Source organism: Sphingomonas crocodyli (genome assembly GCF_004005865.1).
GTDB classification, from domain to species: domain Bacteria; phylum Pseudomonadota; class Alphaproteobacteria; order Sphingomonadales; family Sphingomonadaceae; genus Rhizorhabdus; species Rhizorhabdus crocodyli.
Genome location: NZ_SACN01000005.1, coordinates 134,359 through 158,603 on the forward strand (window position 1 = coordinate 134,359; position 24,245 = coordinate 158,603).

The 24,245-nt window shown below is 65.7% G+C and carries 25 protein-coding genes; 15 read left to right on the plus strand and 10 right to left on the minus strand.

The annotated features are described in order from the left end of the window. Positions 1-18 precede the first annotated feature (18 nt). Complete coding sequence (locus tag EOD43_RS21980; protein ID WP_240653467.1) at positions 19-1,224, plus strand: NADH:flavin oxidoreductase; 1,206 nt, start codon at positions 19-21, stop codon at positions 1,222-1,224. Between the two features lie 149 nt (positions 1,225-1,373). Here EOD43_RS21980 and ppdK read toward each other — a convergent pair whose 3' ends face one another. The 6 genes from ppdK to EOD43_RS23845 form a co-directional block, all read right to left on the minus strand. Beyond that, entirely contained in the window at positions 1,374-4,046 is a 2,673-nt protein-coding gene (gene ppdK, locus EOD43_RS21985; protein WP_127746489.1) for a pyruvate, phosphate dikinase, read from the minus strand. A 59-nt stretch (positions 4,047-4,105) separates the two neighbouring features. Next, positions 4,106-6,409, minus strand: a complete 2,304-nt coding sequence (gene glyS, locus EOD43_RS21990) for a glycine--tRNA ligase subunit beta (protein ID WP_127746491.1) — start codon at positions 6,407-6,409, stop codon at positions 4,106-4,108. Then, a complete protein-coding gene (locus EOD43_RS21995; RefSeq protein ID WP_240653468.1) occupies positions 6,406-6,798 on the minus strand; it encodes an endonuclease domain-containing protein in 393 nt (130 codons plus the stop codon). Before EOD43_RS21995 ends, glyS begins: the two co-directional genes overlap by 4 nt. A gap of 71 nt (positions 6,799-6,869) precedes the next feature. Then, positions 6,870-7,745: a glycine--tRNA ligase subunit alpha gene (locus EOD43_RS22000; protein ID WP_206363623.1), complete on the minus strand. Its 876-nt coding sequence runs from the start codon at positions 7,743-7,745 to the stop codon at positions 6,870-6,872. A gap of 74 nt (positions 7,746-7,819) precedes the next feature. After that, a complete protein-coding gene (locus EOD43_RS22005) occupies positions 7,820-8,539 on the minus strand; it encodes a TorF family putative porin (RefSeq protein ID WP_164857396.1) in 720 nt (239 codons plus the stop codon). 5 nt (positions 8,540-8,544) lie between these two features. Further along, on the minus strand, positions 8,545-8,949 hold the full coding sequence (locus EOD43_RS23845; protein WP_164857397.1) for a hypothetical protein: 405 nt from the start codon (positions 8,947-8,949) through the stop codon (positions 8,545-8,547). A gap of 157 nt (positions 8,950-9,106) precedes the next feature. Between EOD43_RS23845 and EOD43_RS22010 the strand changes: the two genes are divergently transcribed. From EOD43_RS22010 to EOD43_RS22025, 4 genes are all read left to right on the plus strand, one after another. Next, on the plus strand, positions 9,107-9,982 hold the full coding sequence (locus EOD43_RS22010; RefSeq protein ID WP_127746497.1) for a TraB/GumN family protein: 876 nt from the start codon (positions 9,107-9,109) through the stop codon (positions 9,980-9,982). Then, on the plus strand, positions 9,979-10,539 hold the full coding sequence (locus EOD43_RS22015; RefSeq protein WP_127746499.1) for a hypothetical protein: 561 nt from the start codon (positions 9,979-9,981) through the stop codon (positions 10,537-10,539). The genes EOD43_RS22010 and EOD43_RS22015 overlap by 4 nt, the downstream gene beginning before the upstream one ends. An 86-nt stretch (positions 10,540-10,625) precedes the next feature. Then, positions 10,626-10,862 (plus strand): hypothetical protein, encoded by a 237-nt coding sequence (locus EOD43_RS22020; RefSeq protein WP_127746501.1) that lies wholly within the window; start codon positions 10,626-10,628, stop codon positions 10,860-10,862. 267 nt (positions 10,863-11,129) lie between these two features. Beyond that, positions 11,130-11,813, plus strand: a complete 684-nt coding sequence (locus EOD43_RS22025; protein WP_127746503.1) for a 50S ribosomal protein L25/general stress protein Ctc — start codon at positions 11,130-11,132, stop codon at positions 11,811-11,813. 80 nt (positions 11,814-11,893) lie between these two features. Here the strand turns inward: EOD43_RS22025 and EOD43_RS22030 are convergent, their stop codons facing one another. Beyond that, on the minus strand, positions 11,894-12,796 hold the full coding sequence (locus tag EOD43_RS22030; protein WP_127746505.1) for a LysR family transcriptional regulator: 903 nt from the start codon (positions 12,794-12,796) through the stop codon (positions 11,894-11,896). Positions 12,797-12,913: 117 nt separating this feature from the next. On the opposite strand from EOD43_RS22030, the gene EOD43_RS22035 reads away from it, so the two are divergent. The 10 genes from EOD43_RS22035 to EOD43_RS22080 all read left to right on the plus strand — a co-directional run bounded on the left by EOD43_RS22035 (position 12,914) and on the right by EOD43_RS22080 (position 21,796). After that, positions 12,914-13,666: an SDR family NAD(P)-dependent oxidoreductase gene (locus EOD43_RS22035; protein ID WP_127746507.1), complete on the plus strand. Its 753-nt coding sequence runs from the start codon at positions 12,914-12,916 to the stop codon at positions 13,664-13,666. A 46-nt stretch (positions 13,667-13,712) separates the two neighbouring features. After that, a complete protein-coding gene (gene pth, locus EOD43_RS22040) occupies positions 13,713-14,282 on the plus strand; it encodes an aminoacyl-tRNA hydrolase (RefSeq protein WP_127746509.1) in 570 nt (189 codons plus the stop codon). Positions 14,283-14,388: 106 nt separating this feature from the next. After that, a complete protein-coding gene (locus EOD43_RS22045) occupies positions 14,389-15,033 on the plus strand; it encodes a glutathione S-transferase family protein (protein WP_127746511.1) in 645 nt (214 codons plus the stop codon). 76 nt (positions 15,034-15,109) lie between these two features. Further along, on the plus strand, positions 15,110-15,730 hold the full coding sequence (locus tag EOD43_RS22050; RefSeq protein ID WP_127746513.1) for a hypothetical protein: 621 nt from the start codon (positions 15,110-15,112) through the stop codon (positions 15,728-15,730). Between the two features lie 172 nt (positions 15,731-15,902). Further along, positions 15,903-17,003 carry a redox-regulated ATPase YchF gene (ychF, locus tag EOD43_RS22055; protein ID WP_127746515.1) on the plus strand — a complete coding sequence of 367 codons (1,101 nt, stop codon included), beginning with the start codon at positions 15,903-15,905 and terminating at the stop codon, positions 17,001-17,003. Between the two features lie 113 nt (positions 17,004-17,116). Next, complete coding sequence (locus EOD43_RS22060; RefSeq protein WP_127746517.1) at positions 17,117-17,563, plus strand: MaoC family dehydratase; 447 nt, start codon at positions 17,117-17,119, stop codon at positions 17,561-17,563. Beyond that, positions 17,560-18,507 (plus strand): MBL fold metallo-hydrolase, encoded by a 948-nt coding sequence (locus tag EOD43_RS22065; RefSeq protein ID WP_206363624.1) that lies wholly within the window; start codon positions 17,560-17,562, stop codon positions 18,505-18,507. Before EOD43_RS22060 ends, EOD43_RS22065 begins: the two co-directional genes overlap by 4 nt. 124 nt (positions 18,508-18,631) lie before the next feature. After that, a complete protein-coding gene (locus tag EOD43_RS22070) occupies positions 18,632-19,585 on the plus strand; it encodes an SDR family NAD(P)-dependent oxidoreductase (protein WP_164857398.1) in 954 nt (317 codons plus the stop codon). Position 19,586: 1 nt separating this feature from the next. Then, on the plus strand, positions 19,587-20,741 hold the full coding sequence (locus EOD43_RS22075) for an epoxide hydrolase family protein (protein ID WP_127746522.1): 1,155 nt from the start codon (positions 19,587-19,589) through the stop codon (positions 20,739-20,741). Then, positions 20,738-21,796 (plus strand): phosphotransferase family protein, encoded by a 1,059-nt coding sequence (locus EOD43_RS22080; protein ID WP_127746524.1) that lies wholly within the window; start codon positions 20,738-20,740, stop codon positions 21,794-21,796. Before EOD43_RS22075 ends, EOD43_RS22080 begins: the two co-directional genes overlap by 4 nt. A 29-nt stretch (positions 21,797-21,825) precedes the next feature. Here EOD43_RS22080 and EOD43_RS22085 read toward each other — a convergent pair whose 3' ends face one another. The 3 genes from EOD43_RS22085 to EOD43_RS22095 form a co-directional block, all read right to left on the minus strand. Continuing rightward, entirely contained in the window at positions 21,826-22,425 is a 600-nt protein-coding gene (locus EOD43_RS22085) for a hypothetical protein (protein WP_127746526.1), read from the minus strand. Positions 22,426-22,583: 158 nt separating this feature from the next. Further along, on the minus strand, positions 22,584-23,459 hold the full coding sequence (locus tag EOD43_RS22090) for an SMP-30/gluconolactonase/LRE family protein (protein WP_127746528.1): 876 nt from the start codon (positions 23,457-23,459) through the stop codon (positions 22,584-22,586). Between the two features lie 22 nt (positions 23,460-23,481). After that, positions 23,482-24,237, minus strand: a complete 756-nt coding sequence (locus EOD43_RS22095; protein WP_149521882.1) for an SDR family NAD(P)-dependent oxidoreductase — start codon at positions 24,235-24,237, stop codon at positions 23,482-23,484. Positions 24,238-24,245 lie beyond the last annotated feature (8 nt).

Here is a 24,245-nt window from a genome sequence, read left to right on the forward strand (position 1 = left end):
TCGGGACGGAGAGGGATGATGAGCGATCGAGACATGGCGGACCGCCTGGCGGAAGTGTCGCGCAGTCGGCACGGCGACCTGACGTCGGGCGAGGCCGAGGAGGCCGATTTCAGCCAGGATGGCGATTTCCGCCCCGATGCCCTGTTCGAACCGATCGACATCGGGCCGATGCACCTCGACAACCGCATCGTGATGGCGCCGATGACGCGCAGCCTCTCCCCCAACGGCGTGCCCCACCCCGAGGTCGCGGCTTATTATCGCCGGCGCGCGGAGGGGGGCACCGGGCTGATCATCACCGAAGGCACCTTCATCCCGCACGAGACGGCGGGTTTCTGCTCGGCGGTGCCCAACTTCCACGGCGCGGACGCGCTGGCGGGGTGGAAGCATGTGGTGGACGAGGTGCATGCCGGCGGCGCGAAGATCATACCGCAGCTGTGGCATACCGGGCTGATGCCGCTGCCGACCGACGACGTGACCGGCATCGCGGCCGCATCCCCCTCCGGCTACTACCTCAAGGGCGACAAGCGCGGCGAACCGGCGACCGACGCGCTGATCGCGGACATCATCGACGCGTTCGGGCAGGCGGCCGAAAGCTCGGTCGCTTTGGGTTTCGACGGGCTGCAGATCCACGCGGCGCACGGATATCTGATCGACCAGTTCTTCTGGGGCGACGTGAACCTGCGCGACGACCGCTATGGCGGCGACATGGTGGCGCGGACCAATTTCGGGGTCGAAATCGTCAAGGAATGCCGGCGGCGCACCTCGCCCGACTACCCGATCTCGCTGCGCTTCTCGCAGTGGAAGCAGCACGATTTCACCGCGCGCCTCGCGCATACGCCGCAGGAACTGGAGGCGTTCCTGGCGCCCTTCGTCGATGCGGGGGTGGACCTGTTCGACTGTTCGACGCGGCGCTTCTGGATTCCGGAGTTCGAGGGCAGCGACCTGAACATTGCGGGCTGGACCAAGAAGCTGACCGGCAAGGTGACGTCGACGGTGGGTTCGGTCTCGCTGAGCCAGGACTTCTTCGTCAGCCTGCAGACCGAGGTGGGCACGTCGAGCAACATGACGCGGCTGATCCACATGCTCGAACGCGGCGATTTCGATCTGGTGAGCGTGGGCCGCGCGCTGATCACCGACTATGAATGGCCGCAGAAGGTGAAGGCGGGGGATCTCACCAAGCTGATGAGCTACAACCCGGCCGATCTGAATACGCTGGATAATTGATCGGGAGAGGCGGGAAGCCTCTCCTCCTTACTCGTCATTGCGAGCGTAGCGAAGCAATCCAGTCCCCCGTGAGAGAGGCTCGTGGCCCACTCTAGTGCGGGCCTGGATTGCTTCGTCGCCTCGGCTCCTCGCAATGACGAGGAGGAGCGTTACTTCTTCGCCGCGAGCGCCGCCTGCGCCGCCGCCAGACGTGCGATCGGGACGCGGTAGGGCGAGGCGCTCACATAATCGAGGCCGGTCTTTTCGCAGAAGGCGATCGACGCCGGATCGCCGCCATGTTCGCCGCAAATGCCCAGCTTGATGCCCGAACGCGTCTTGCGACCGCGCTCCGCCGCCAGCTCGATCAGCTCGCCGACGCCCTCGACGTCGAGGCTGACGAACGGATCCTTGGGGTAGATGCCCTTATCGACATAGGTCGTCAGGAACCGGCCCGCATCGTCGCGCGAGACGCCCAGGGTGGTCTGCGTCAGATCGTTGGTGCCGAACGAGAAGAACTCGCCCACCTCCGCGATCTCGCCCGCCTTGAGCGCAGCGCGCGGCAGTTCGATCATCGTGCCGACGAGATATTCGAGCGTGGTGCCGCGTTCGGCGAAGACGGCCTTGGCCGCCTTGTCGATCACCGCCTTCATCAGTTCGAGTTCGCGGCGGGTGGCGACCAGCGGGACCATCACCTCGGGGATCGGCGCCTTGCCCGACTTCGCGGCGACGTCGCACGCCGCCTCGAAGATGGCGCGCGCCTGCATCTCGTAGATTTCGGGATAGGTGACGCCCAGACGGCAGCCGCGATGGCCGAGCATCGGATTGAACTCGTGCAGTTCGGCCGCGCGGCGCTTGAGCGCCTCGACACCAATGCCGGTCGCCGACGCGACCTCCGCAAAATCCTCCTCCGCATGCGGCAGGAATTCGTGCAGCGGCGGATCGAGCAGACGGATCGTGACGGGCAGGCCGGCCATGATCTCGAAAATCTCGGTAAAGTCGGCGCGCTGTTCGGGGAGCAGCTTGTCGAGCGCGACACGGCGGCCCTTCTCATCCTCCGCCAGGATCATCTGGCGGACCGCGGTGATGCGGGCGGCGTCGAAGAACATATGTTCGGTGCGGCAGAGACCGACACCCTCGGCGCCGAAGATCCGCGCGGTCTTGCAGTCGAGCGGGGTTTCGGCGTTGGCGCGCACCTTCAGGCGGCGGACCTTGTCGGCCCAGCCCATCAGCGTGCCGAAGTCGCCCGCCAGTTCGGGCTGCACGGTCGGCACCGCGCCGATCATCACTTCGCCGGTCGCGCCATCGATCGTGATGATGTCGCCTTCGCGGACTTCACGGCCCGAGACACGGAACACCTTCGCCTTCGCGTCGATCGCTAGCGAACCCACGCCCGAGACGCAGGGACGGCCCATGCCGCGCGCGACGACCGCGGCGTGGCTGGTCATGCCGCCACGCGCCGTCAGAATGCCCTTGGCGGCGTGCATGCCGTGAATGTCCTCGGGCGAGGTTTCGGTGCGGACGAGGATGACCGCATCGCCCATTTCGGCGCGCTTTTCGGCGGTGTCGGCATCGAACACGACGAGGCCCGAGGCCGCGCCCGGCGAGGCGGGCAGACCCTTGGCGATCACGTCGCGCGGCGCCTTCGGATCGAGCGTGGGGTGCAGAAGCTGATCGAGCGCGGCGGGATCGACGCGGGCGACGGCCTCTTCCTGCGTGATCAGGCCTTCGTTCGCCATGTCGACCGCGATCTTGAGCGCGGCCTTCGCGGTGCGCTTGCCCGAGCGCGTCTGGAGCATCCAGAGCTTGCCCTGCTGCACCGTGAATTCGATGTCCTGCATGTCGCGATAATGCGTTTCGAGCAGGTCGAACACCTTGGCGAGTTCGCCATAGACGGTGGGCAGCGCCTCTTCCATCGACGCGGGCTTGGCGCCGGCGGCCTCACGCGCGCTCTTGGTCAGATATTGCGGGGTGCGGATGCCGGCGACGACGTCCTCGCCCTGCGCGTTGATCAGGAACTCGCCATAATAGGCATTGTCGCCCTTCGACGGATCGCGCGTGAAGGCGACGCCGGTGGCCGAGGTGTCGCCCATATTGCCGAACACCATCGCCTGCACGTTGACGGCGGTGCCCCAGTCGGCGGGGATATCGTTCAGGCGGCGATAGACCTTGGCGCGTTCGCACTGCCACGACCCGAACACCGCGCCGATCGCGCCCCACAGCTGTTCATGCACGTCTTGCGGGAAGGGCTTTCCATCCCACAGTTCGACGACGATCGCCTTGTACTGCGTGACCAGCGCCTGCCAGTCGTCGGCGGTCAGCTCGGTATCGAGATTATAGCCCTTGTCTTCCTTGGCGATCTCGAGCGCTTCTTCGAACGCGCCGTGATCGAGTTCCAGGACGACGTCCGAATACATCTGGATGAAGCGGCGATAGCTGTCCCACGCGAAACGCGCGTCGCCCGAGGTCTTCGCCAGACCCTCGACCGTCTCGTCATTGAGGCCGAGGTTGAGGACGGTGTCCATCATGCCCGGCATCGAGATGCGCGCGCCCGAACGGACCGAGACGAGCAAAGGATCGGCCGGATCGCCGAACTTCTTGTTCGTGATCGCTTCGATATGCGCGATGCCGTTGGCGGCTTCGTCGCGCACGCTCTGGGGGAAGCTTTCGCCCTCCTCATAATAACGCGCGCACATTTCGGTCGAGATCGTGAAGCCCGGAGGGACCGGCAGGCCGATCGATGCCATCTCCGCCAGGTTCGCGCCCTTGCCGCCGAGCAGGTTCTTGTCGCCCTTGCCCCCGTCCGAAACGCCACCGCCGAAACGATAGACATATTGCGTCGTCATACGCCGTCACTTCCTCCAGAGATCGCCCGTCGCTGTCGTCGCGACTGGGCCAAGCCGACTCACCCCTCGATGCGCGAGAAGTCGGCAACATTGTGCATTGCAGCACGAATTTGTTCAAGGATGGCCAGACGAGCCTTTCTTTTGTGCGCCAAAGGATCGTTGACGGTAACATTCTCGAAGAAGCCGTCGATCGGCGCGCGCAGCGAGGCCAGCGCGGTCATCGCGGCGGCGAAATCCTCCGCCTCGACAGCGGCCTTGGCGCGCGGTTCGGCATCGGCGAGCGCGGCGACCAGCGCGGCCTCGGCCGGCTCCATGTCATAGGCTTCGTGCGCGCGGATGCCTTCTGCGACCAGCGGGTCTTCGAGTGCGGCGCCCGGATCCTCCTCGCCCGCCGCGCTGAGCGTGGGGGCTTCCTTCTTGAGGATATTCGCGGCGCGCTTGTACCCGGCGAGCAGGTTACGGCCATCCTCCGTCTCGACGAAGGCTTGGAGGGCCTTCACGCGGGCGAGCAGGCGAACGAGATCGTCCTCGCCGCCAAGCGCGAACACAGCGTCGATCAGATCGTGGCGAACGCCGGCTTCGCGCTGTTGGACCTTGAGGCGGTCGGCGAAGAAGTCGAGGAGATCATAGGCGAATGCCGGATGCCCTTCCCCAACTGGAGCCAACTGAGTACCGCGCATACCCATTGTCGCTAACCCGACACCAGTTTGAGGTTGCCAGAGGCTAGCAAGAAAATTTTCTGTGTTGTCATTGGCGACGTCTGCAAGGCGCATAATCCGCAGCCTCAGCCCACCGCCAACGACCAGGAGCAACACACCTAAGGCAGCGCGACGTAGGGCAAACGGATCTTTGGAACCCGTTGGTCGCAGCTGAGCTGCAAAGAAGCTGCTCAACGTATCCAGCTTGTCCGCCAGGCTCACCGCCACCGTGACCGGCGCGGTCGGAACCTCGTCGCCCTGTCCGACCGGCTTGTAGTGGTCGCGGATCGCGTCGGCGACGGCATTGGGCAGACCTTCGGCGCGCGCATAATAGCCGCCCATCACGCCCTGAAGCTCGGGGAACTCGCCGACCATGCCGGTGACGAGATCGGCCTTGGCCAGGCGCGCGGCCTGTTCGGCGAGGTCGGCAAGCTCCCCCTCCCTGCCAAGGGAGGGGGCCGGGGGGTGGGTTACGCCGGCAGCGGAGTGATCCGAGGCGGACTGACCCACCCCAACCCCTCCCTTGGCAGGGAGGGGCTTATCCGTGACGACGCCGCTCTCCACCAGCCACCGCGCCAGCTTGGCGACGCGCTCGACCTTGTCGGCGACGGTGCCGAGCTTTTCGTGGAAGACGATATCCTGAAGCTTGGGAAGCTGATCCTCCAGCTTCGTCTTGAGATCCTGTTCCCAGAAGAATTTGGCATCCGAAAGCCGCGCGGCGAGAACCTTGCCGTTGCCCGCCGTGATCGCGACGCCGCCATCCTTCGCCTCGATATTGGCGGTGCAGATGAAGGCGGGCGCCAGCGCGCCGGCCGCGTCGTTCAGGACGAAATATTTCTGGTTGGTGCGCAGCGTCAGCTGGATCACCTCACGCGGGACTTCGAGGAAGCTGGCGTCGAAGCGGCCGAGCAAAGGCACCGGCCATTCGGTGAGGCCCGCATTTTCGGCGACCAGCCCTTCGTCGGGCACCAGCGTCATGCCCGCTTCGGCGGCCAGCGCCTCGGCCCGCGCGCGGATGATGTCGCGGCGCTCGGCCGGATCGACGATCACATGGCAGGCGCGCAGCTTCGCGGCATAATCATCCGCATTGCCGATCGTGATCGGACCGCTGTGGTGGAAACGATGGCCGACCGTCGCGGCGCCGCTGACGACGCCGTCGATTTCGAACTCCACAACATCGTCGCCCAGCAGCGCGACGATCCCCTGCAGCGGGCGGACCCAGCGCAGCGACGCGGTCGACGCGGACGCCTTCCCCCAGCGCATCGACTTGGGCCACGGAAAGGCGCGGACGATCGCGGGGATCGCTTCGGCGATCACGCTGGCGGTCGCGCGACCGGGCTTGTCGACGACCGCGAAGTAAACGCCGTCACGCTCGACCAACTGGTCCTGCGTCAGCCCGGTCTTGCGGAGAAAACCTTCGAGCGCCTGCGGCGGGGCGCCGACCTTCGGCCCCTTGGTTTCCTCGCTGACCGCCGCCGTTTCCAGCGGCAGGCCGCGCGCGATCAGCGTCAGGCGGCGCGGCGTGGCGTAGGTGGTCAGGCCTTCGGCCTTGAGGCCCGCCTTCGCCAGCTCGTCACCGAACATGCGCGCCAGATCGGCCTGCGCCTTATCCTGCATCCGCGCGGGGATTTCTTCGGACAGCAGTTCGAGGAGGAAGTCGGTCACTGCAATTCCTCCCCGGCACGGGGAGGGGGACCATCCGAAGGATGGTGGAGGGGGCTCGCCACACGCGCAGCGATCCCCGTAACCACCGCGTCCAGATCGCGCAGCACTTCCGAAGCCATCAAGCGAAACACGTCATATCCATTCTCTCGGAGGAAGGCGTCGCGGACATTGTCCTTCGTCGGGCGAGTGCCACGATCATGCGCCTCGCCGTCAATTTCGACCACCAGCTGGGTATCGCTGCAAAAATCCACCACATAGGGGCCAACCGGATGCTGGCGGCGGAACTTCACGCCCAGGCGCTTTGCACGGAGCCGATCCCATAACAGCACTTCGGGCAGGCTCATGTCCTTGCGGAGTTTGCGGGCGGCATTCACCTCCGGGCGGCGCACTTGCCTCGCGCCCCCTCCACCACGCTGCGCGCGGTCCCCCTCCCCGTTCCGGGGAGGATTTTGCGGCGTCATCACGCCTCCCACCCGTTATGCGCCATCCAGGCGGCACAGGCGCCCTTTGCGAGTTCGCGGACGCGGCCGATATAGGCCTGACGTTCGGCGACCGAGATGACGCCGCGCGCCTGCAGCGTGTTGAAGATGTGGCTCGCCTCGATCGCCTGATCATAGGCGGGGAGCGGGAGCGGCTTTTCGCGATCGAGCAAGGCGCGGCATTCGTCGGCGGCCTGCGCGAACTGCTTGAACAACGTCTCGGTGTTCGCGGCCTCAAAATTATAGGCGCTGAACTGCTTTTCGTTCTCCAGGAACACGTCGCCATAGGTGACGCCCGCGTCGTTGAAGCGCAGGTCGTACACGTTGTCGACGCCCTGGATGTACATCGCCAGACGTTCCAGCCCGTAGGTCAGTTCGCCCGCGACGGGCTTGCAATCGAAGCCGCCGACCTGCTGGAAATAGGTGAATTGCGAGACTTCCATCCCGTCGCACCACACTTCCCAGCCAAGGCCCCACGCGCCCAAGGTCGGGCTTTCCCAATCATCCTCGACGAAGCGGATGTCGTGATTGCCGAAGTCGATCCCGATCCGCTCGAGGCTGCCCAGATACAGATCCTGCAGGTTGGGCGGGCTGGGCTTCAGGATCACCTGATATTGATAATAGTGGCCGAGCCGGTTCGGATTCTCGCCATAGCGGCCGTCGGTCGGGCGGCGCGACGGCTGGACATAGGCGGCGTTCCAGCTGTTCGGACCCAGCGCGCGCAGCGTCGTATAGGGATGGAAGGTGCCCGCCCCCATCCGCATGTCGTAGGGCTGCAGGATCACGCAGCCATGATCGCTCCAATAGTTATGGAGTTCGAGGATCAGGCGCTGGAACGAGAGCGGCGTGGTGGCCAAGAGTCATGCCTTTTGCGGGTTTATATATCCCGCGCCCTTTGCGGCAGGGGCCGCAAGGGGTCAAGGCGAGGCCGTCAGAAGCTGAGGCCGGCGCTCACGGTGACGCGGTGGCCCGTGTCGCGATCGACGAAGCGGCCGGGGGCGGTGCGGCCGATATCGGTGCCGGTATAGGCGATGCCGAGGCGCAGCGGGCCGGTCACATGATCGACGCCCAGCCGCCAGTCCCAGTAGCTGCCATCCGGGCGGAGGCGGCGTGCAAAGACGGCATCGCGCACCGATCCGCTCGACCGGCCGATCGATCCCGAGACGGTGAAGGGGGTCATCGGCACCGCGACGTCGGCTTGGCCCGCGATGCGCAGATTGTCCCCGCCGATCGCATCCTGCCGCGGCGCATAATCGGCAACGAGCCAGAGTTGCGCGGGGCCGATCAGGGTGCCGACCAAAGCCTGCCCCTCGACGAAGCCGAGGTTCGAATGATCGGGGAAGATATAGCCGGTGACGCCGCCGCCGAACTGCACCGCGCCCGCATTGCGGAAGTAGCGCAGCGACGGGCGGATCAGCGCATCGGCGCCGCCGTGACGCACGCTGCCACGCAGGCTGGCGGCGGTGACGCCGAAGTCGATCGCGTCGGTCAGCGACACGCCGACGTTCGCCGTGACGGCGGGGCGGCCGTCGCTCCAGCTCAGGCCGCGCACGCGATAGTCGCTCGCGACCTCCACACCGCCGCTTATGCCAGACGCGGCGGCGGGGGCCGCGAAGGCGGCGAGCGCGAAGAAGGGAAACGCCCGCCGCAAGAGGATCAGTTCATCGCCAGACCGCGCGCCGCCTCGATATCGGCGATCAGCGCCGGGCGATCGGCTTCGGCAACCTGACGAACATGGCCGTTGATCTCGTCGGAACGCGCGGCGACTTCGGTCGCGACATGCTTGCCGACCATCTTGCAGCTGCCCGGACGCTGGCCGGTGATGCGCTTGTCGCTGTCGACCGTCTTGACGAGCCCGCCCACGCGGCGTTCGACCGCGACATTGGCTTCCCAGCGGCAGGCTTCGTTGCCCATGCGCGTGCCGACCGACATGCCGACCGTCTTCATCCGCGTCTCGACGCGCGCGTCATAGACCGCCTGCACAGCCGAGCCCTTGTGATCGACCGACACCGGATGGCTGGCCGAAGCGAGGACGGAGAGAGCGAGAATGAAAACCGACATGATGCACCTCCTACGTTAATCTGCTTCTTTTTTAGGCTTCAAGCCCAATTTTTATGCAGACAGCATCTGGGACAGGCAGATTGCCAGAAGGTTTCTGTCGGGCGTGTTTTCATTGCGATACTCGCTATCGCCCTGACGACACCCTATTATCACGCGTATGAAATGGTTTCGCCGGCTGACCGCAGCCCTGCTTTCGCTGATCCTGGCCGCGCCCGTCGCGGCGGCCCCGTCGCCGGCGATGTGGAAGTTCGGGGACGCCGATACGACCATCTATCTCTACGGCACGATCCACGCGCTGCCCGCCAATTTCCGCTGGCGCGACGCGAAGCTGGAACGGGTAATGGCCAGCGCCGACACGCTGGTGATCGAGACGATGATCGACAAGGATCCCGCCGCGATCGCGAGACTAATGCCACCGCCCGATCCCAGCCTGCCCTCCATCCTCGATCGCGTGCCGGCCAAGTCGCGTGCCCCGCTGTCCGCGATGATCGCCAAGGCGGGGTTGAGCCCGGCGCAGCTCGATCCGATGCCGACATGGCAGGCGGCCTTCTACCTGATGGGTGCGATGATGCGCGACATCGGGGCCGAGCGCGGCGCGGGCGTCGAACAAAACCTCACCCCCGCCTTTGAAAGCGGCGTGAGCGGCCCCCGCAAGATCGAGGCGCTGGAGACGGCATCGAGCCAGCTCAAGCTGTTCGAGGATCTGAGCGAGGCCGACCAGCGCGAACTGCTCGCGGGCCTTGTCGACGGATCGGGCGATGCGAAGCGCGATTATGCCAAAATGCTCAAGGCGTGGGCGGCAGGCGACGAGAAGGCGATCGCGAAGACCTTCGCCGATGACGAGGATCTGACCCCGCACCTGCGCGACGTGCTGCTGAAGAAGCGCAACGAGGCGTGGACCGTGTGGCTCAAGGACCGGCTGAACACGCCGGGCACCGTTCTGGTCGCGGTCGGCGCGGGGCATCTGGCGGGGCCGCTGTCGGTCCAGTCGATGCTGGCAGCGCAGGGCGTGAAGGTGGAGCGGGTGCGTTGATCGGCGCGACGCTCCTCGCGCTGGCCGCCGCCACGGCATCGGGCGAAAAGCTGATCCAGCCGCCGCCGCCCGGCTTCGTATCGGTCCTGAAAACCGATCAGGGGGGCAAGTCGATCGAGCAACTCGTCCCCGAAAAGCAGACGGTCGCCAAGTGGACCGACATGATCACGATCCAGCGATTTGCGGGGCAAGGCACCGACAAGGGTGGGCGCGATCCGGCGACCTGGCTGGAAGGCTGGGGCCGCACCTTCGCCGCCGCCTGCCCCAAGGCGCAGCACGGACCGATCGGGCGCGGCGCGGTGAACAATTATCCGGCCGCGATCCTGGCGATCCAGTGCGCGGTCGGCGCGAACGATCCGAAACGCGAAAGCGTGTTCCTGCGCGCGATCCAGGGGAAGGACGCCTTCTACGTCGTCCAGTTTTCGATGCGCCGCATCCCCAGCCGGCCCGAAGTCGAGCTGGTCGATCGCTATCTGCAGGCCGTCAGCCTGTGCGACGATCGCGAGGCGCGACACCCCTGCCCGGTGATGGACGCCGCAGCGCCCCGAAACCAATAGTTTCACAAATATTTACCTTTGTGCCGCGCGTCACAGTGGCGCGATCCGAATCACGGCATCAGCCCTCCCACGACAGGGATGGAATGATGATCGCCGAAGCCGTGACACTCGACAGCATTGCCAGCCGGCTCGCCGCGAAGGCGGGTCTGGACTGGGGATCGCTTGCCGATCATCCCGGCTACCTGAAGGCGATCTGGCGCGAGCGGGCGCTGGGCACGGTACGGGCGGAAGCGCCCGATGCCACGATCCAGCGTATCGGGCTTGATCGGCGCACCGGCAGGATCGGGCCGATGATCATCAATCTCAAGCGGATGGTGGGCTGACTCCCAAGGTCGGTCCATCCGTCACCCGGCTTTGTTTGGCGACCCGGCCGGGTGGCAATGGGGGCTGGTTCAGCGGGTCTGAGCCAGCGGCGGCCCGGCGCGCTCCCCTGCCCGATCGCTTCACGGCGATGCGGGCGGGCGGCGCGCCGGGCCTGCCAACGAATCCTTGCGTTATGCCCCTCTCTCCCCTAAGCGCGCGCATCCCGTTCCGGTCATCCCTGGAGGCGGTTCGGGTCTGGAAACATCTAAGCGAACTGGAGACATATCATGAGCGAAGTGCTCGATCTGTCGGCCGAGGCGCGCGAGCGGGCAGGCAAGGGAGCCTCCCGTGCCATGCGTCGTGAAGGCCGCGTCCCCGCCGTGATCTACGGCAACAAGCAGGAGCCGGAAGCGGTTCACGTCGAAGAGAAGGTGCTGATGAAGCTCCTTCACACCGGCCATTTCTTCAACTCGGTCGTCATGCTCGACGTCGCCGGCAAGAAGATCCGCACGCTCCCCAAGGACGTCCAGTTCCACCCGGTCACCGATCGCCCGCTGCACGCAGACTTCCTGCGCATCGGCGAGCACAGCAAGGTCACCGTCGACGTGCCCGTCCACTTCAAGGACGAAGAGCTGTCGCCGGGCATCAAGAAGGGCGGCGTGCTGAACATCGTCGTTCATGACCTGGGCCTGACCGTCGACGCCGCCGAAATCCCCGAGGAGATCACGGTCTCGCTCAAGGGCCTGAACGTCGGCGAATCGATCCACCTGTCGCAGATCAAGCTGCCCAAGGGCGCGGTCGCGGCGGACACCGACGACGTCACGATCGCCACGATCGTCGCCCCGTCGGCGCTGAAGGCCGAGGAAGCGGAAGCGGCCGAGGCTGCTGAAGCCGCCGCCGAGGCTCCGGCCGAAGACGCTGTCGAGGGTGAAGCCCCGGCCGCCGAAGGCGAGGAGGGCGCCGAGGGCTGATCGCCTTCGCGTCGTTCACGACCAGACACACGAAACCCCGGTGGAGCGATCCGCCGGGGTTTTGTTTTGGCCGCCGTCGCTCAGCCGAATATCGCGGCGCTGCGGATGCTGGCGGCGAGATGATCGATCCACGCGCGCACCAGCGGCGGCAGCCCCACCTTCGTCGTGAAGACCAGGTGGACGATCCCGTCCTGCCCCCGCCAGTGCGGCATAACCCGCACCAGATCCCCCGACCGCAGCGCCGCGGCACAGGCATGATCGGGCAGGAAGGCGACACCCAGTCCGGCGATCGCCGCATCGCGAACCGCCGCGAAATTGTCGCACCCCAGCCGCGGGACATGCGTGATCGCGCGCACCGCGCCGTCGGGGCCTTCCAGCGTCCATGTCACGTCCGGCCCCTCATCCGACGTCGCGAGCGTCGGGACATCGGCCAAAGCGTCGACATCCCGGCCCGCCAGAATGTTCGCCAGCGCCGGCGCCGCGAGCAGGATGCGGCGGCTGCGGCCGATCGTGCGCATCGTCATCGCAGCATCGGTGTCCAGCTTCACCCGCACCCGCAGCGCGACGTCGATCCGCTCCGCGATCAGATCGACCGGGCGATCGACCGCAACAAGCTGAATCCGCGCGCGCGGATAGAGCGTCAGAAAATCGGGCAATAAGGGCGAGACGATTTCGACCAGCCCGGTCGGGCAGGCGAAACGGATCAGCCCGCGCGGCTCGCTGATGCTGGCCGCCACGATCGCCTCCGCGCGTTCGGCGGCCTTCATCGCCGCCTGCGCCTGTTCGAAGAAGGCATTGCCGATCTCGGTCACGCGGAAGCGGCGCGACGATCGTTCGATCAGGCGCACGCCGAGCCGATCCTCAAGCTGCGCGACCCGACGGCTGAGCTTGGACTTGGGCAACCGGATCGCGCGGCTGGCGGCGGCGAAACCGCCATGCGTCACCACCGCCGCGAAATAGTGCAGGTCGTTCAAATCGTGCATTCATCGTTCCACTGACAGGACGATATGTGTCGATATCGCTGACTACAGCGATCACCGTCCCAATTCTATCTCCAATCCATCGGCGAAATCGATCGCCGCGAAGACAGGAGACAGACAATGACCCGCAGACTCGAAAACAAGATCGCCGTCGTGACCGGCGCCACCACCGGCATCGGCCTGGGCATCGCACAGGAGCTGGCCGCCGAAGGCGCGCGCGTCTTCATCACCGGCCGCCGGCAGGAAGAACTGGACGCCGCCGTCAAGGCGATCGGCGGAAACACGATCGGCATCCGCAGCGACATCTCGCAGCTTGGCGACATCGATCACCTTTATGACGTGGTGCAGGAGCATGCGCCGCATATCGACATCCTGGTCGCCAATGCCGGCGGCGGCAGCTTCCAGCCGATTGGCGAGGTGACCGAGGACGAGTTCGACAAGACCTTCGCGATCAACGTGAAGGGCACATTGTTCACCGTGCAGAAGGCGCTTCCGCTGCTGCAGGACGGTGGATCGGTGATCCTGACGAGTTCGACCAGCACGACCCGCGCGCTGCCCGCCTTCGGCGTTTATGGCGCCACCAAGGCCGCGATCCGCAACTTCGCGCGGCACTGGATCCTGGACCTCAAGGATCGGCGCATCCGCGTGAACGCGATCAGCCCCGGCCCGACCCGTACCCCCGGCCTTCAGGGGCTGACGAGCAACGAAGCCGAATGGCAGGCGCTGGAAAGCCAGTTGGCCGCGCAGGTTCCGCTGGGCCGGGTCGCCGACCCGCGCGAAATCGGCCGGGCGGCCGTGTTCCTGGCGTCGGACGATGCGAGCTTCGTGAACGGCGTCGAGCTGTTCGTCGACGGCGGCATGGCGCAGATCTGATCCGCCAGGACTGGCGCATGCGGCGCGGCTTTCGTAAACGCGCCGCATGCAGATCTGGGTCGGGTTGGGGAATCCGGGCGCGCAATATGCGATGCACCGGCACAATGTGGGCTTCATGGCGGTCGATACGATCGCCGAGGTCCACAATTTCGATCCGTGGAAGAAGCAGTTTCAGGGATGGGCTGCGCAGGGGCGGATCGGGAGCGAGCGCATCCTGCTGCTGAAGCCCGCGACCTTCATGAACGAAAGCGGCCGCGCGGTGGGCGAGGCGATGCGCTTCTTCAAGGCGGAGGTGGGCGACGTCACCGTGTTCCACGACGAACTCGATCTGGCGCCTTTCAAGGTCAAGGTGAAGATCGGCGGCGGGACGGCGGGGCATAATGGCCTGCGATCGACCGAGGCGCATATCGGCAACGCCTATCGCCGCGTCCGGCTGGGCATCGGCCATCCGGGGCACAAGGACCGGGTGACGGGCCATGTGCTGGGCAATTATGCCAAGTCGGAGCTTGATCCGCTTGCCGACATGCTGGGCGCCATCGCATCGGAGGCCGAGTGGCTGGCCAAAGGCGACGATGCGCGGTTCATGAACGACGTGGCGCTAAGGTTGGCGGAGTGACAAAGTCCGTCATCCCGGCGGAGGCCGGGATCTCCGGAGAGTCGCGATACGCAGGAGCCTCCTGAGATCCCGGCCTCCGCCGGGATGACGATATGGGAGAAGATCGATGGCCCTCACCTTCTGGTATCACCCCTTCTCCTCCTTCTGCCGCAAAGCGCTGATCGCGCTTTATGAGGCGGGGATCGAGCCGGACAAAGTCGAGGTCGATCTGGGCGATGCGGCATCGCGCGACGCGTTTCTGGCGGTGTGGCCGGTGGGCAAGTTCCCGGTGATGCGCGACGGGGCGAGCGGCGAGTTGCTGCCCGAAAGCTCGATCATCATTGAATGGGTGGCGGATCAGCATTCCGCGCTCGGGTTGATCCCGGCGGAAGCGAAGGCGGCGCGGCACGTTCGCATGCTCGATCGCTTCTTCGACTTCGAAATCCATCAGCCGATGCAGCGGATCGTCGCCGACTATCTGCGGCCCGAGGACAAGCGCGATCCGTTCGGGCAGGCGCAGGATCGCGCGAAGCTGCGCAAGGGCTATGCGATTGCCGAAGGGCTGCTGGGCGACGGGCCGTGGGCGGCCGGCGATGCCTTCACTTTGGCCGATTGTTCGGCGCAGCCTGCGCTGCATTTCGCGAACCGGGTCGAGCCGCTCGACGGGCATCCCAAACTCGCGGCCTATCTGGAGCGGCTTTATGCCCGCCCGTCGGTCGCGCGGACGATGGACGAGGCGCGGCCGTTCGAAGCCTATTTCCCGGTCAAGTGAGGCGGCCGTTTATCGGGGGTTCAGCTTGGGCGGCATAGCCTTCCGCCCGATACATCGACCGAAGGGGAGCAAAGCCATGCGTTTCACCCGGAAAACCCTGATCGCGGGCGTCGCCGCACTCTCGCTGGCGGGCGCGGCCTATGCCGCCGAGCAGCATGCCAAGGTGATGAAGGTGCAGATGCCCGACGGCAGCGTCGAGGAAATCCACTATACGGGCGATGTCGCGCCGCGCGTGGTGTTCGCGCCGGTGGCGGCGGTCGATCCGGCGTCGATGTTCGAGGCCGCGTTCGGCGCCGACTCGGTCTTCGCGCAGATGGAGCGGATGCAGGCGCAGATGATGGCGCAGCATCAGGCGATGATGCGGCAGGCCGCCGCGATGGCTGCACAGACGCCGGCGGCGGGCGCGGACAGCCTGCACATGACCAGCATCGGCGATCCGGCGAACGGCGGCGCGAGCTACACCTATATCTCGACCACCACGACGCAGAATGGTTGTACCCAGACGATCGAGATCAGTTCGAAGGCGGGCGACAAGGCCTCGCAGGTCCACAAGACGAGTGCTGGCGACTGCACCGCCGCCAAAGCGGGCGCGACGCCCGCGATCGAGACGGCCCCTGCCGCGCGTCCGGCGCCTGCGGTGAAGCCGGTGAGCGCGCCGGCGCCGCAGCCCAAGACGGTTCCGGCGAACACGATCTGACGCTCCCCTCGTCATTGCGAGTGTCGCGAAGCGATCCATTCCGAACTGCGGAGTGGATTGCCGCGTCGCCTGCGGCTCCTCGCAATGACGAGGGGAATGTGGGTAGCGCCGCTCTGGCAAATCGCGTCCGCACCCGCTATCGGCGGCCCCAACAAATTGAGGTCGATATCAGATGGGTTTTCGTTGCGGCATCGTCGGGCTTCCCAATGTGGGCAAGTCCACCCTTTTCAACGCGCTGACCGAGACGGCGGCGGCGCAGGCGGCCAATTATCCCTTCTGCACGATCGAGCCGAATGTCGGCCAGGTCGCGGTGCCCGATAATCGGCTGGATGAGATCGCGAAGATCGGCGGTTCGGCCAAGATCATCGAGACGCAGCTGGGCTTCGTCGACATTGCGGGCCTCGTGCGCGGGGCATCGAAGGGCGAAGGGCTGGGCAACCAGTTCCTGGCCAACATTCGTGAGGTCGACGCGATCGTCCACGTCCTGCGCTGCTTCGAGGATGGCGACGTGACCCACGTCGAGGGCAAGGTCGATCCGATCGCGGATGCAGAAACGGTCGAGACCGAGCTGATGCTCGCCGATCTCGAATCGCTCGAAAAGCGCGTGCCCGCCTTCGCGAAGAAGGCCGCGCAGGGCGACAAGGAGGCGAAGGCCGCCGCGTCCGTGCTCGGCCAGGCGCTCGATCTGCTGCGCGAGGGCAAGCCCGCGCGGCTGACCCAGCCCAAGGACGATGACGAGGCCCGCCTGTTTTCGCAGGCGCAGCTGCTGACGTCGAAGCCCGTCCTCTACGTCTGCAACGTCGATGAGGGTGCGGCGGCCGAGGGCAACGAGCTGTCGGCGCGCGTGTTCGAAAAGGCGAAGGCCGAGGGCGCGCAGGCCGTGGTCGTCTCCGCCGCGATCGAGGCCGAGATCGTGACGCTCGACCCCGCCGACCGCGCCGATTTCCTGTCCGATCTGGGGCTGCGCGAAACCGGCCTCGCCCGCGTGATCCGCGCGGGATACGAGCTGCTGGGCCTGCTGACCTTCTTCACGGTCGGCCCCAAGGAAGCCCGCGCGTGGACGATCGACAAGGGATCGAAGGCCCCGCAGGCGGCCGGCGCGATCCACAGCGATTTCGAACGCGGCTTCATCCGCGCCGAGACGATGGCCTATAAGGATTATGTGGCCCTTGGCGGCGAAGCAGCGGCGCGCGAGGCGGGCAAGCTGCGCTCCGAAGGCAAGGACTATGTCGTGCAGGACGGCGATATCATGCTGTTCCGCTTCAACGTCTAAACCCTTATCGTCATCCCGGCGGAGGCCGGGATCTCGGGAGGCTCTTGCGCATCGCGTCTCTCCTGAGATCCCGGCCTCCGCCGGGATGACGGATAGACTGGAAGGCTGAGCGCATGCGGTGGTTCGAGGATTATGAGATCGGCCATGTCGAGCGTTTCGGCGCTTATGTGGTCAGCCGCGACGAGGTGATCGACTTCGCGAAGAAGTTCGATCCGCAGCCTTTCCACCTCGACGACAAGGCGGCCGCCGCCAACCCGATCTTCGGGCGGCTGGCGGCGAGCGGCTGGCACAGCTGCGCGATGCTGATGCGGATGCTGACCGACCATTGGACCGAGGACGGCCATTTCTCGCTCGCCGGAACGGGCGTCGACGAACTGCGCTGGCTGAAGCCCGTCTATCCGGGCGACGTGCTGAGCGCGGAGGCCGAGGTTCTGGCGAAGAAGGCGTCGGGATCGAAGCCGATCGGCTTCATCGATTACCGGCTCGCCATGTTCAACCAGCTGGGCGAGACGGTGATGACGCTGAAGGTCACCAACATCCAGCCGCGGCGCCCGGAATGATGAAAAGGCTGGTCGCCGCGCTGGCACTGGCCGCCGCTCCTCTCAATGCGCAGAGCTTCGACGTCACCGCGATCGGCGTGCGCGGCGGGGTCGACGATGGCAATCTGACCGCGTGGATGATCGCGCCACACGGCGACAAGCGCGCGGTGATGTGCGACGTGGGCAGCCTGGTGAACGGGATCGAGGCGGCGCGGAAGCGCGGGACGCTCAAGGGCAGCCGCGAGACGATCCTGCACGATGACATTCGTGGCTATATGATCAGCCACGCGCATCTCGATCATCTGGCCGGCATGCTGATCGCCGCGCCCGACGACAGCAAGAAGCCGATCTACGTCCTGCCGTCAGTGGGGCAGAAGATCCTCGACAGCTATTTCAACTGGGATGCCTGGGCGAACTTCACCGATCGGGGCAAGGCGCCGGCGCTGGGCAATTACAGGCTCACCGATCTGACACCGGGCGAGACGCGGCCGATCGACGGGACGGCGATGACGCTGACCGCCTATCCGCTGGCGCATGGCGGGGTGGAATCGACGGCGTTTCTGGTGGCGACCGACAAGGCGAGCCTGCTGTGTCTGGGCGATACCGGGCCCGACAGCCTGGAGAAGCAGCCGCGCCTCGCTCAATTGTGGCAGGCGGTCGCGTCGCGCGTGCGCGATCGCAACCTCAAGGCGATCATCATCGAGGTGTCCTATGCCAGCGACCGGCCCGACAAGCTGCTGTTCGGGCATCTGACGCCGGCCTATCTGCTCCGCTCACTCCACGCGCTTGAGGCGGCGGCGGGCGGCAAGGGCGCGCTCAAGGGGCTGCCAATCGTCGTCAGCCACATCAAGCCTGTGCTCAGCGGCCCCGATCCGCGCGTCACGATCCTGCGCGAACTGAACGCCGGCAACGATCTGGGCGTCCGCTTCATCCTGCCCGATCAGGGGATGCGCTGGGCGTTCTGACCCCGGTGCCTCCGCCGTGACGGAGGCGTGTAAAATGGCGGGCGATGTGAAGCCGTAGCCGCTTGTCGCCCTCCCCCACCCACCGCACACTGCCGCCAGCTCGATAGAAGCGATGGAGAGGCATATGGCGGGACGTCTGGACGGCAGGGTCGCGATCGTGACCGGGGGTGGCGGCGGGATCGGGAGGCAGTTCGCGCTGCTGCTCGCATCCGAAGGCGCATCGGTGCTGGTGAACGATCTGGGCACGCGCACCGGCGCGGATGCCGCATCGGTGGTGGCCGAGATCGAAGCGGCGGGCGGCCGCGCGGTGGCCGACACCAACAGCGCGACGTGGAGCGGCGCGGACGCGATCGTGCAGCACGCCATCGACGCCTTCGGCCGCGTCGACATGCTGTTCAACAACGCGACCGCTGGCGGCCATCCCGCACATCTGTGGGAGGTGACCGAAGAGGCGTGGGACACGTCGTTCGAGGTCAACGTGAAGGGCTATTTCGCGATGACCCGCGCGGTGGCGCTGCACTTCATCCGCCAGCGTTCGGGCGTGATCCTGAACATGAGTTCGGGCGCGGGCTTCGGCCATCCGGCGATGCAGGCTTATGCGTCGACCAAGGAGGCGGTGATCGGGCTGACCCGCACCGTGGCGCGCGAATTGGGCCGCTTCGGGATCCGTTGCAACGCGATCCGGCCGCTGGCGCTCGCGCAGTCATCCGACGAATATATGGTGGTGATGGCGCCGTGGCTGAAGCTGCTCGCGCTCACCACCGGCGGCGGCGGCATCCGCCCCGAGGAGAGCGGCGCGAACCCGACGACGCACCCGCCCGCCAAGATCGCGCCGATGGGCGTGTGGCTGGCGACCGATGCGGCCAGGGAGGTCAACGGCCGCACCTTCCATGTCCGCGGCGACAATATCGCTTTGTTCAACGAGCCGACCTACGAAAGCGCGATCCATCATGCCGGCGGCTGGACGCTCGACGCGCTCGATGCCGAGGCGCCCGAGGGGCTGTTCAAGGGGGTGAAGAACGACTTCCTGCTGAACGACCATCCCGATCTGCAGCATTTCGAAGAGGCGGCCGAATAGGATGGCGATCACCCCGTTCGAATGCCACGTCCCCGACAGCGTGATAGACGATCTCTATCAACGGCTCGATAATACGCGCTGGCCCGATCAACTGCCCGGTGTCGGCTGGGATTATGGCACCGAACGGGGTTTCCTGCAGGAGCTGTGCGATCACTGGCGCCACCGCTTCGACTGGCGGGCCGCGGAAGCGCGGTTCAATGCCTTTCCGCAGTTCATGACCGAGATCGGCGGCGAGCAGGTCCATTTCTACCACATAAGATCGCCCGAACCCGATGCGATGCCGCTGATCATCACGCATGGCTATCCGGGATCGGTGGCAGAGTTTCTCGACATCTTCGGGCCGCTGACCGATCCGGCGAAACATGGCGGCGACCGCCGCGACGCCTTCCACGTCATCGCGCCGTCCATCCCCGGCTATGGCTTTTCGGGGCCGACGCGGACGACGGGTTTCGACATCGGGCGCGCGGCCGACGTCAACATCGCGCTGATGGAGATGCTGGGTTATGACCGCTACGTCGCGCAGGGTGGCGACTGGGGATCGGCGATCTCGACCGCGATGGCGGTGAAACAGCCCGAACGGGTGATCGCGCTGCACCTGAACTTCATCACCGGCCACCCCGCCGATCCCGCCAACCCGCATGCGGGGCTGAGCGAGGCGGAGGTGAAGGCGCTGGAGTGGAAGGCCAATTATGATCGCTGGGAAAGCGGTTATCAGGCCATTCAGGGGACCAAGCCGCAATCGGTGGCCTATGGCCTGACCGACAGCCCGGCGGGGCTGGCGGGTTGGATCGTCGAGAAGTTCAAGACGTGGAGCGATTGCGGCGACGCGGTCGAGACCTTCAGCAAGGACAAGTTGCTGGAGAACATCATGCTCTATTGGGTGACGGGCACGATCAATTCGGCGATGCGGCTTTATTATGAGGTGATGGCGCCGAACCGGTGGAAGGGCGTGCCTTCGGAGAAGGTGAGCGTGCCGACCGGCCATGCCCGCTTCCCCGCCGAAATCCGCCCGACCCCGCGCGCCTGGGCCGAGCAGGTCTATACCAACCTGATCCACTGGCGGGAGATGCCGGCGGGCGGGCATTTCGCGGCGGACGAGCAGCCCGAGGATTTCGTCGACGAATTGCGCGGCTTCTTCCGGCAGTTTCGCGGATGAGCATCCCTGTTCCGACGACGGTCGCGGGCGCGCTCGATCCCGTCTGGTGGACCGCGATCCTGCAGGATGCGGTGCCGGGATGCCGGATCGACCGGGTCGAACTGGTCCAGACGATCCGCGTGGTCGCGAGCAAGCTGCGCGTGCGGCTGGTCTATGATCCGGCGGGGCCGACGGGGCCGGAGGCGTTGTGTCTCAAGGCGTTTCTCGATTGCGATCCCTATATGGACCGGCTGTCGTTCATGTCGGCGATCGAGGCGCGTTTCTATGCGCAGGTGGCGAACCATGTGCCGATGCGGGTCGCGCGATCGCCTTATGCCGCGGTCGATCCGGAAAGCGGCCTCGGCCTGATCGTGATGGACGACCTGACCGCGATGGGCGCGCGCTTCATGTCGTCGCTGGAACCTTATGGGGTCGATCGGGCGCGGGCGAGCGTGGGGCAATTGGCGGCGCTGCATGCGACCTATGCGGGCAAGGTCGACGGTCCGGATTTTGCGTGGGCGGGATCGATCCTGCAGCGGATGGTCGCGCAGCCGCCGATCGCCGACGCGCCGTTGCAGGAATTGCTGGACGGCGAGCGGGGCGAGGCGCTGTCGCGCGACGTGCTCGATGCCGCGCGGATCGGGCGGGCGCTGCGGCGCATGGCCGAGATCGACGCGAGCCGGCCGCAGACGCTGCGTCACGGCGATTGCCATGCGGGCAATGTGTTCGACACGGCACAGGGGCCGGGCTTCACCGACTGGCAGCTCGTCCAGCGGGGGCATTGGGCGGCGGACGTCGCCTATCATCTGCCCGCGGTGCTGACGGTCGAGGAGGCTGAGGCGAACGAGAAGGCGCTGATCGCGCATTATCTCGAATGCTATCAGGCGGCGGTCGGGGTCGCGCCGTCGTTCGATGAGGCGTGGGACGATTATCGCCGATCGATCCTGTACGGCTATTATCTGTGGATCACGACGATCCGCGTCGATCCCCCGATCATCGCCGAATTCTGCAAGCGGATCGGCCGCGCGATGATGCGGCACGATACGCTGGGGCGGATCGAGGCGCTGCCGATGTGATTATGTCGCTGCGCTACCGGGATGTCCGCTCACGCACATTTCGCGTAAGTATTGAGAACATCCGACCAAGCCTTATTTTTGTCAAACGCTCCTACCAGTTCTTCACCACCGCGCTGCATGAAGGCGGCCATGCCGTGTTGCACCATGTATCGAGGGTAATAAGTGGGATGACCCAAACGACGTAATTCGCGGCAAAGATCGGCCCTTTTCTCTGCATTGTCGCTATTTTTTGCCACGACCGCCGAGAGTTCGCTTTTCACGGCGTCAGGAGTATCTCTGAAAACCTCCATCCTAGCCATCGTTACTGCTTGATGCGCGGTTCTATCGGCGACCCGAAGCATATCGAACCGACCATAAGCGTTGGCTAGGCCTATCAAGGCGAACGCTTCTTGATACCGACCGGAGTTGAGGCAGAGCTTTGCCCCTCGATATAGATCAACCGGATTATATTTCGGCGAAGCTGCACTGAGCGGAATACACCCAATATCGTGAGGAGATTCAAGATTGCCGGGCGTCGTGTAGTTGCGAACTTCTAGCTGCCCCGGCTCCGCCGCTGGTGCGACACCCGTCAGCATAAAGGCAGACAATAACAGCAGAATAGTCCCGCTGATCCCGGCTTTCTCAGTCATTTCGTCTCCGCCATCAATGTTGCGTGCATCCCACAACGGTAAAGCGCGCGCAATTGCAGCCGGGACGCCTTCCCAGATCGGCCGCGCGATGATGCGGCACGATGTGCTGGGGTGGATCGAGGCTTATTGATCCTCCCCCTGGCGGGGGAGGATTGAGGTTACGCCGTGTAGTTCAGCTGGAGCGGCGGCCAGGGCCAGGCGATCGCGTAGAGCTTGCCGCGGCCCGACGAGCAGATGAAGGCCGTCCCGTCATCGGCGAAGCAGATGTTGGTGACGAAGCTGTCATATTCCTCGGTCTTGATCAGGCCGATCAGTTCGCCGGTGGGCGAGATCACGCTGATGCCCGATTTGACGAGGTTCGATCCGCAGACATTGCCCGCGCCGTCGACCGCGAGGCCATCCCAGCCGTGGCCGTCCGCCTGATAATGGAGCGCGCGGTTGGCGAGTTCGCCCGCACCCGTCACATCCCACACCCACAGCCGGCCCGAATAGGTTTCGGAGCCATAAGCGCGCTTGCCATCGGGCGAGAGGCCGAAGCCGTTGGGCGCCTCCAGCCCTGTTTCGGCGACGCGGATCGTACGGGCGATCGGGTCCATATAATAGAGGCAGCCCTTGGCCGTATCGACGACATAGGCGCCGCCGCTGGTATCGAACACGGCGTCGTTGAGCGACAGGATCGGCTGCCCATCGACCTGCGTGAAGATCGTCTCGATCGCGCCGCTGGCGAGATCGAGGCGCTGGATGTTGCCGCCGGTCCAGCCGTCGCGAAGGGCGTGGGGAAAACGGATGCCGTCCTGCGTCATGAAGGCGAGGCCGCCATCGGTGCAGACATAGACCGCGCCGTCCGGGCCGACCGCCTGCCCGTTCGGGCCGGGATCGCACGGATAGCGCCGGATCGATCCGTCGGGGGAAACGCGCGCGAGCGAATTGCCCTCGATCTCCGTCACCAGCACCGTTCCGTCGTCCAGCGCGATCGGCCCCTCGGGGAACATCAGCCCCGTCGTGACGACCTTCGTCGCGGTCAATTCGATCATCGTCTTCCCCTGTCCCTGCCGATCAGCCCGCGGTCGTGCCCATGTCGAGCACGAAGCACGAACCATGCGCCACCTTGCCGCGTGGCGAGGCGAGGAAGAGGATCATGTCGCTGAAATCCTCCGGCTGGTTCATGCCGCGCAGCCCGGTGAAGCGCGCGATCAGGCTGACGTCGATATCCTGCGGGAAGCTCATCGTGCCCGCCATCGGCGTCGCGATGCCGCCCGGCGCGATCGAATTGATGTGCACCTTCGAATGGATCGTCTCGATCGCCATCGACTTGGTCAACTGCACCAAAGCCGCCTTCGACGACGAATAGGGCGCCAGATAGGAGTGGCCCAGGATCGCCGAGTTGGACGCGATGTTGACGATGCCGCCCTCGGTCTTGTGCAGATGCGGCAGCGCCGCCTGCATCAGGAAGAAAGGTGCGCGGACGTTGACCGCATAGACGCGATCCCAGTCGGCGAGCGTCACCTTGTCGATCGGGTTCATCACGATCGTGCCGGCGACATTGACCAAAGCGTCGAGCCGGCCGTGCGCGGCAGCCGCATCCTCGACGAACTTCGCGCAGGCCGCCGTGTCGATCAGGTCGAGCTTGTTCGCCGTCACCTTCACGCCCTTGGCGCGCGCCAGTTCGGCGACCTCCTGCAGCTTTTCCTCCTGCACGTCGCCGATCGCGAGCGTCGCGCCCTGATCGGCGAAGGCGAGCGCAGTCGCCCGCCCCAGCCCCGAAGCCGCACCCGTGACGATCACGACCTTGCCGTCGAATTCCTTCGCCATGTCATCCT

Excerpts from the sequence above, each read along its gene's own strand:
- EOD43_RS22085 (WP_127746526.1), bottom strand. The coding sequence starts at position 22,425 with ATGACTGAGAAAGCCGGGATCAGCGGGACTATTCTGCTGTTATTGTCT.
- EOD43_RS23845 (WP_164857397.1), bottom strand. The coding sequence starts at position 8,949 with ATGTCGGTTTTCATTCTCGCTCTCTCCGTCCTCGCTTCGGCCAGCCAT.
- EOD43_RS22010 (WP_127746497.1), top strand. The coding sequence starts at position 9,107 with ATGAAATGGTTTCGCCGGCTGACCGCAGCCCTGCTTTCGCTGATCCTG.
- EOD43_RS22035 (WP_127746507.1), top strand. The coding sequence starts at position 12,914 with ATGACCCGCAGACTCGAAAACAAGATCGCCGTCGTGACCGGCGCCACC.
- EOD43_RS22080 (WP_127746524.1), top strand. The coding sequence starts at position 20,738 with ATGAGCATCCCTGTTCCGACGACGGTCGCGGGCGCGCTCGATCCCGTC.
- ppdK (WP_127746489.1), bottom strand. The coding sequence starts at position 4,046 with ATGACGACGCAATATGTCTATCGTTTCGGCGGTGGCGTTTCGGACGGG.
- pth (WP_127746509.1), top strand. The coding sequence starts at position 13,713 with ATGCAGATCTGGGTCGGGTTGGGGAATCCGGGCGCGCAATATGCGATG.
- EOD43_RS22020 (WP_127746501.1), top strand. The coding sequence starts at position 10,626 with ATGATCGCCGAAGCCGTGACACTCGACAGCATTGCCAGCCGGCTCGCC.
- EOD43_RS22070 (WP_164857398.1), top strand. The coding sequence starts at position 18,632 with ATGGCGGGACGTCTGGACGGCAGGGTCGCGATCGTGACCGGGGGTGGC.
- EOD43_RS22045 (WP_127746511.1), top strand. The coding sequence starts at position 14,389 with ATGGCCCTCACCTTCTGGTATCACCCCTTCTCCTCCTTCTGCCGCAAA.
- EOD43_RS22095 (WP_149521882.1), bottom strand. The coding sequence starts at position 24,237 with ATGGCGAAGGAATTCGACGGCAAGGTCGTGATCGTCACGGGTGCGGCT.
- EOD43_RS22065 (WP_206363624.1), top strand. The coding sequence starts at position 17,560 with ATGATGAAAAGGCTGGTCGCCGCGCTGGCACTGGCCGCCGCTCCTCTC.
- ychF (WP_127746515.1), top strand. The coding sequence starts at position 15,903 with ATGGGTTTTCGTTGCGGCATCGTCGGGCTTCCCAATGTGGGCAAGTCC.
- EOD43_RS22050 (WP_127746513.1), top strand. The coding sequence starts at position 15,110 with ATGCGTTTCACCCGGAAAACCCTGATCGCGGGCGTCGCCGCACTCTCG.
- EOD43_RS22060 (WP_127746517.1), top strand. The coding sequence starts at position 17,117 with ATGCGGTGGTTCGAGGATTATGAGATCGGCCATGTCGAGCGTTTCGGC.
- EOD43_RS21980 (WP_240653467.1), top strand. The coding sequence starts at position 19 with ATGAGCGATCGAGACATGGCGGACCGCCTGGCGGAAGTGTCGCGCAGT.
- EOD43_RS22075 (WP_127746522.1), top strand. The coding sequence starts at position 19,587 with ATGGCGATCACCCCGTTCGAATGCCACGTCCCCGACAGCGTGATAGAC.
- EOD43_RS22025 (WP_127746503.1), top strand. The coding sequence starts at position 11,130 with ATGAGCGAAGTGCTCGATCTGTCGGCCGAGGCGCGCGAGCGGGCAGGC.
- EOD43_RS22090 (WP_127746528.1), bottom strand. The coding sequence starts at position 23,459 with ATGATCGAATTGACCGCGACGAAGGTCGTCACGACGGGGCTGATGTTC.
- EOD43_RS22030 (WP_127746505.1), bottom strand. The coding sequence starts at position 12,796 with ATGCACGATTTGAACGACCTGCACTATTTCGCGGCGGTGGTGACGCAT.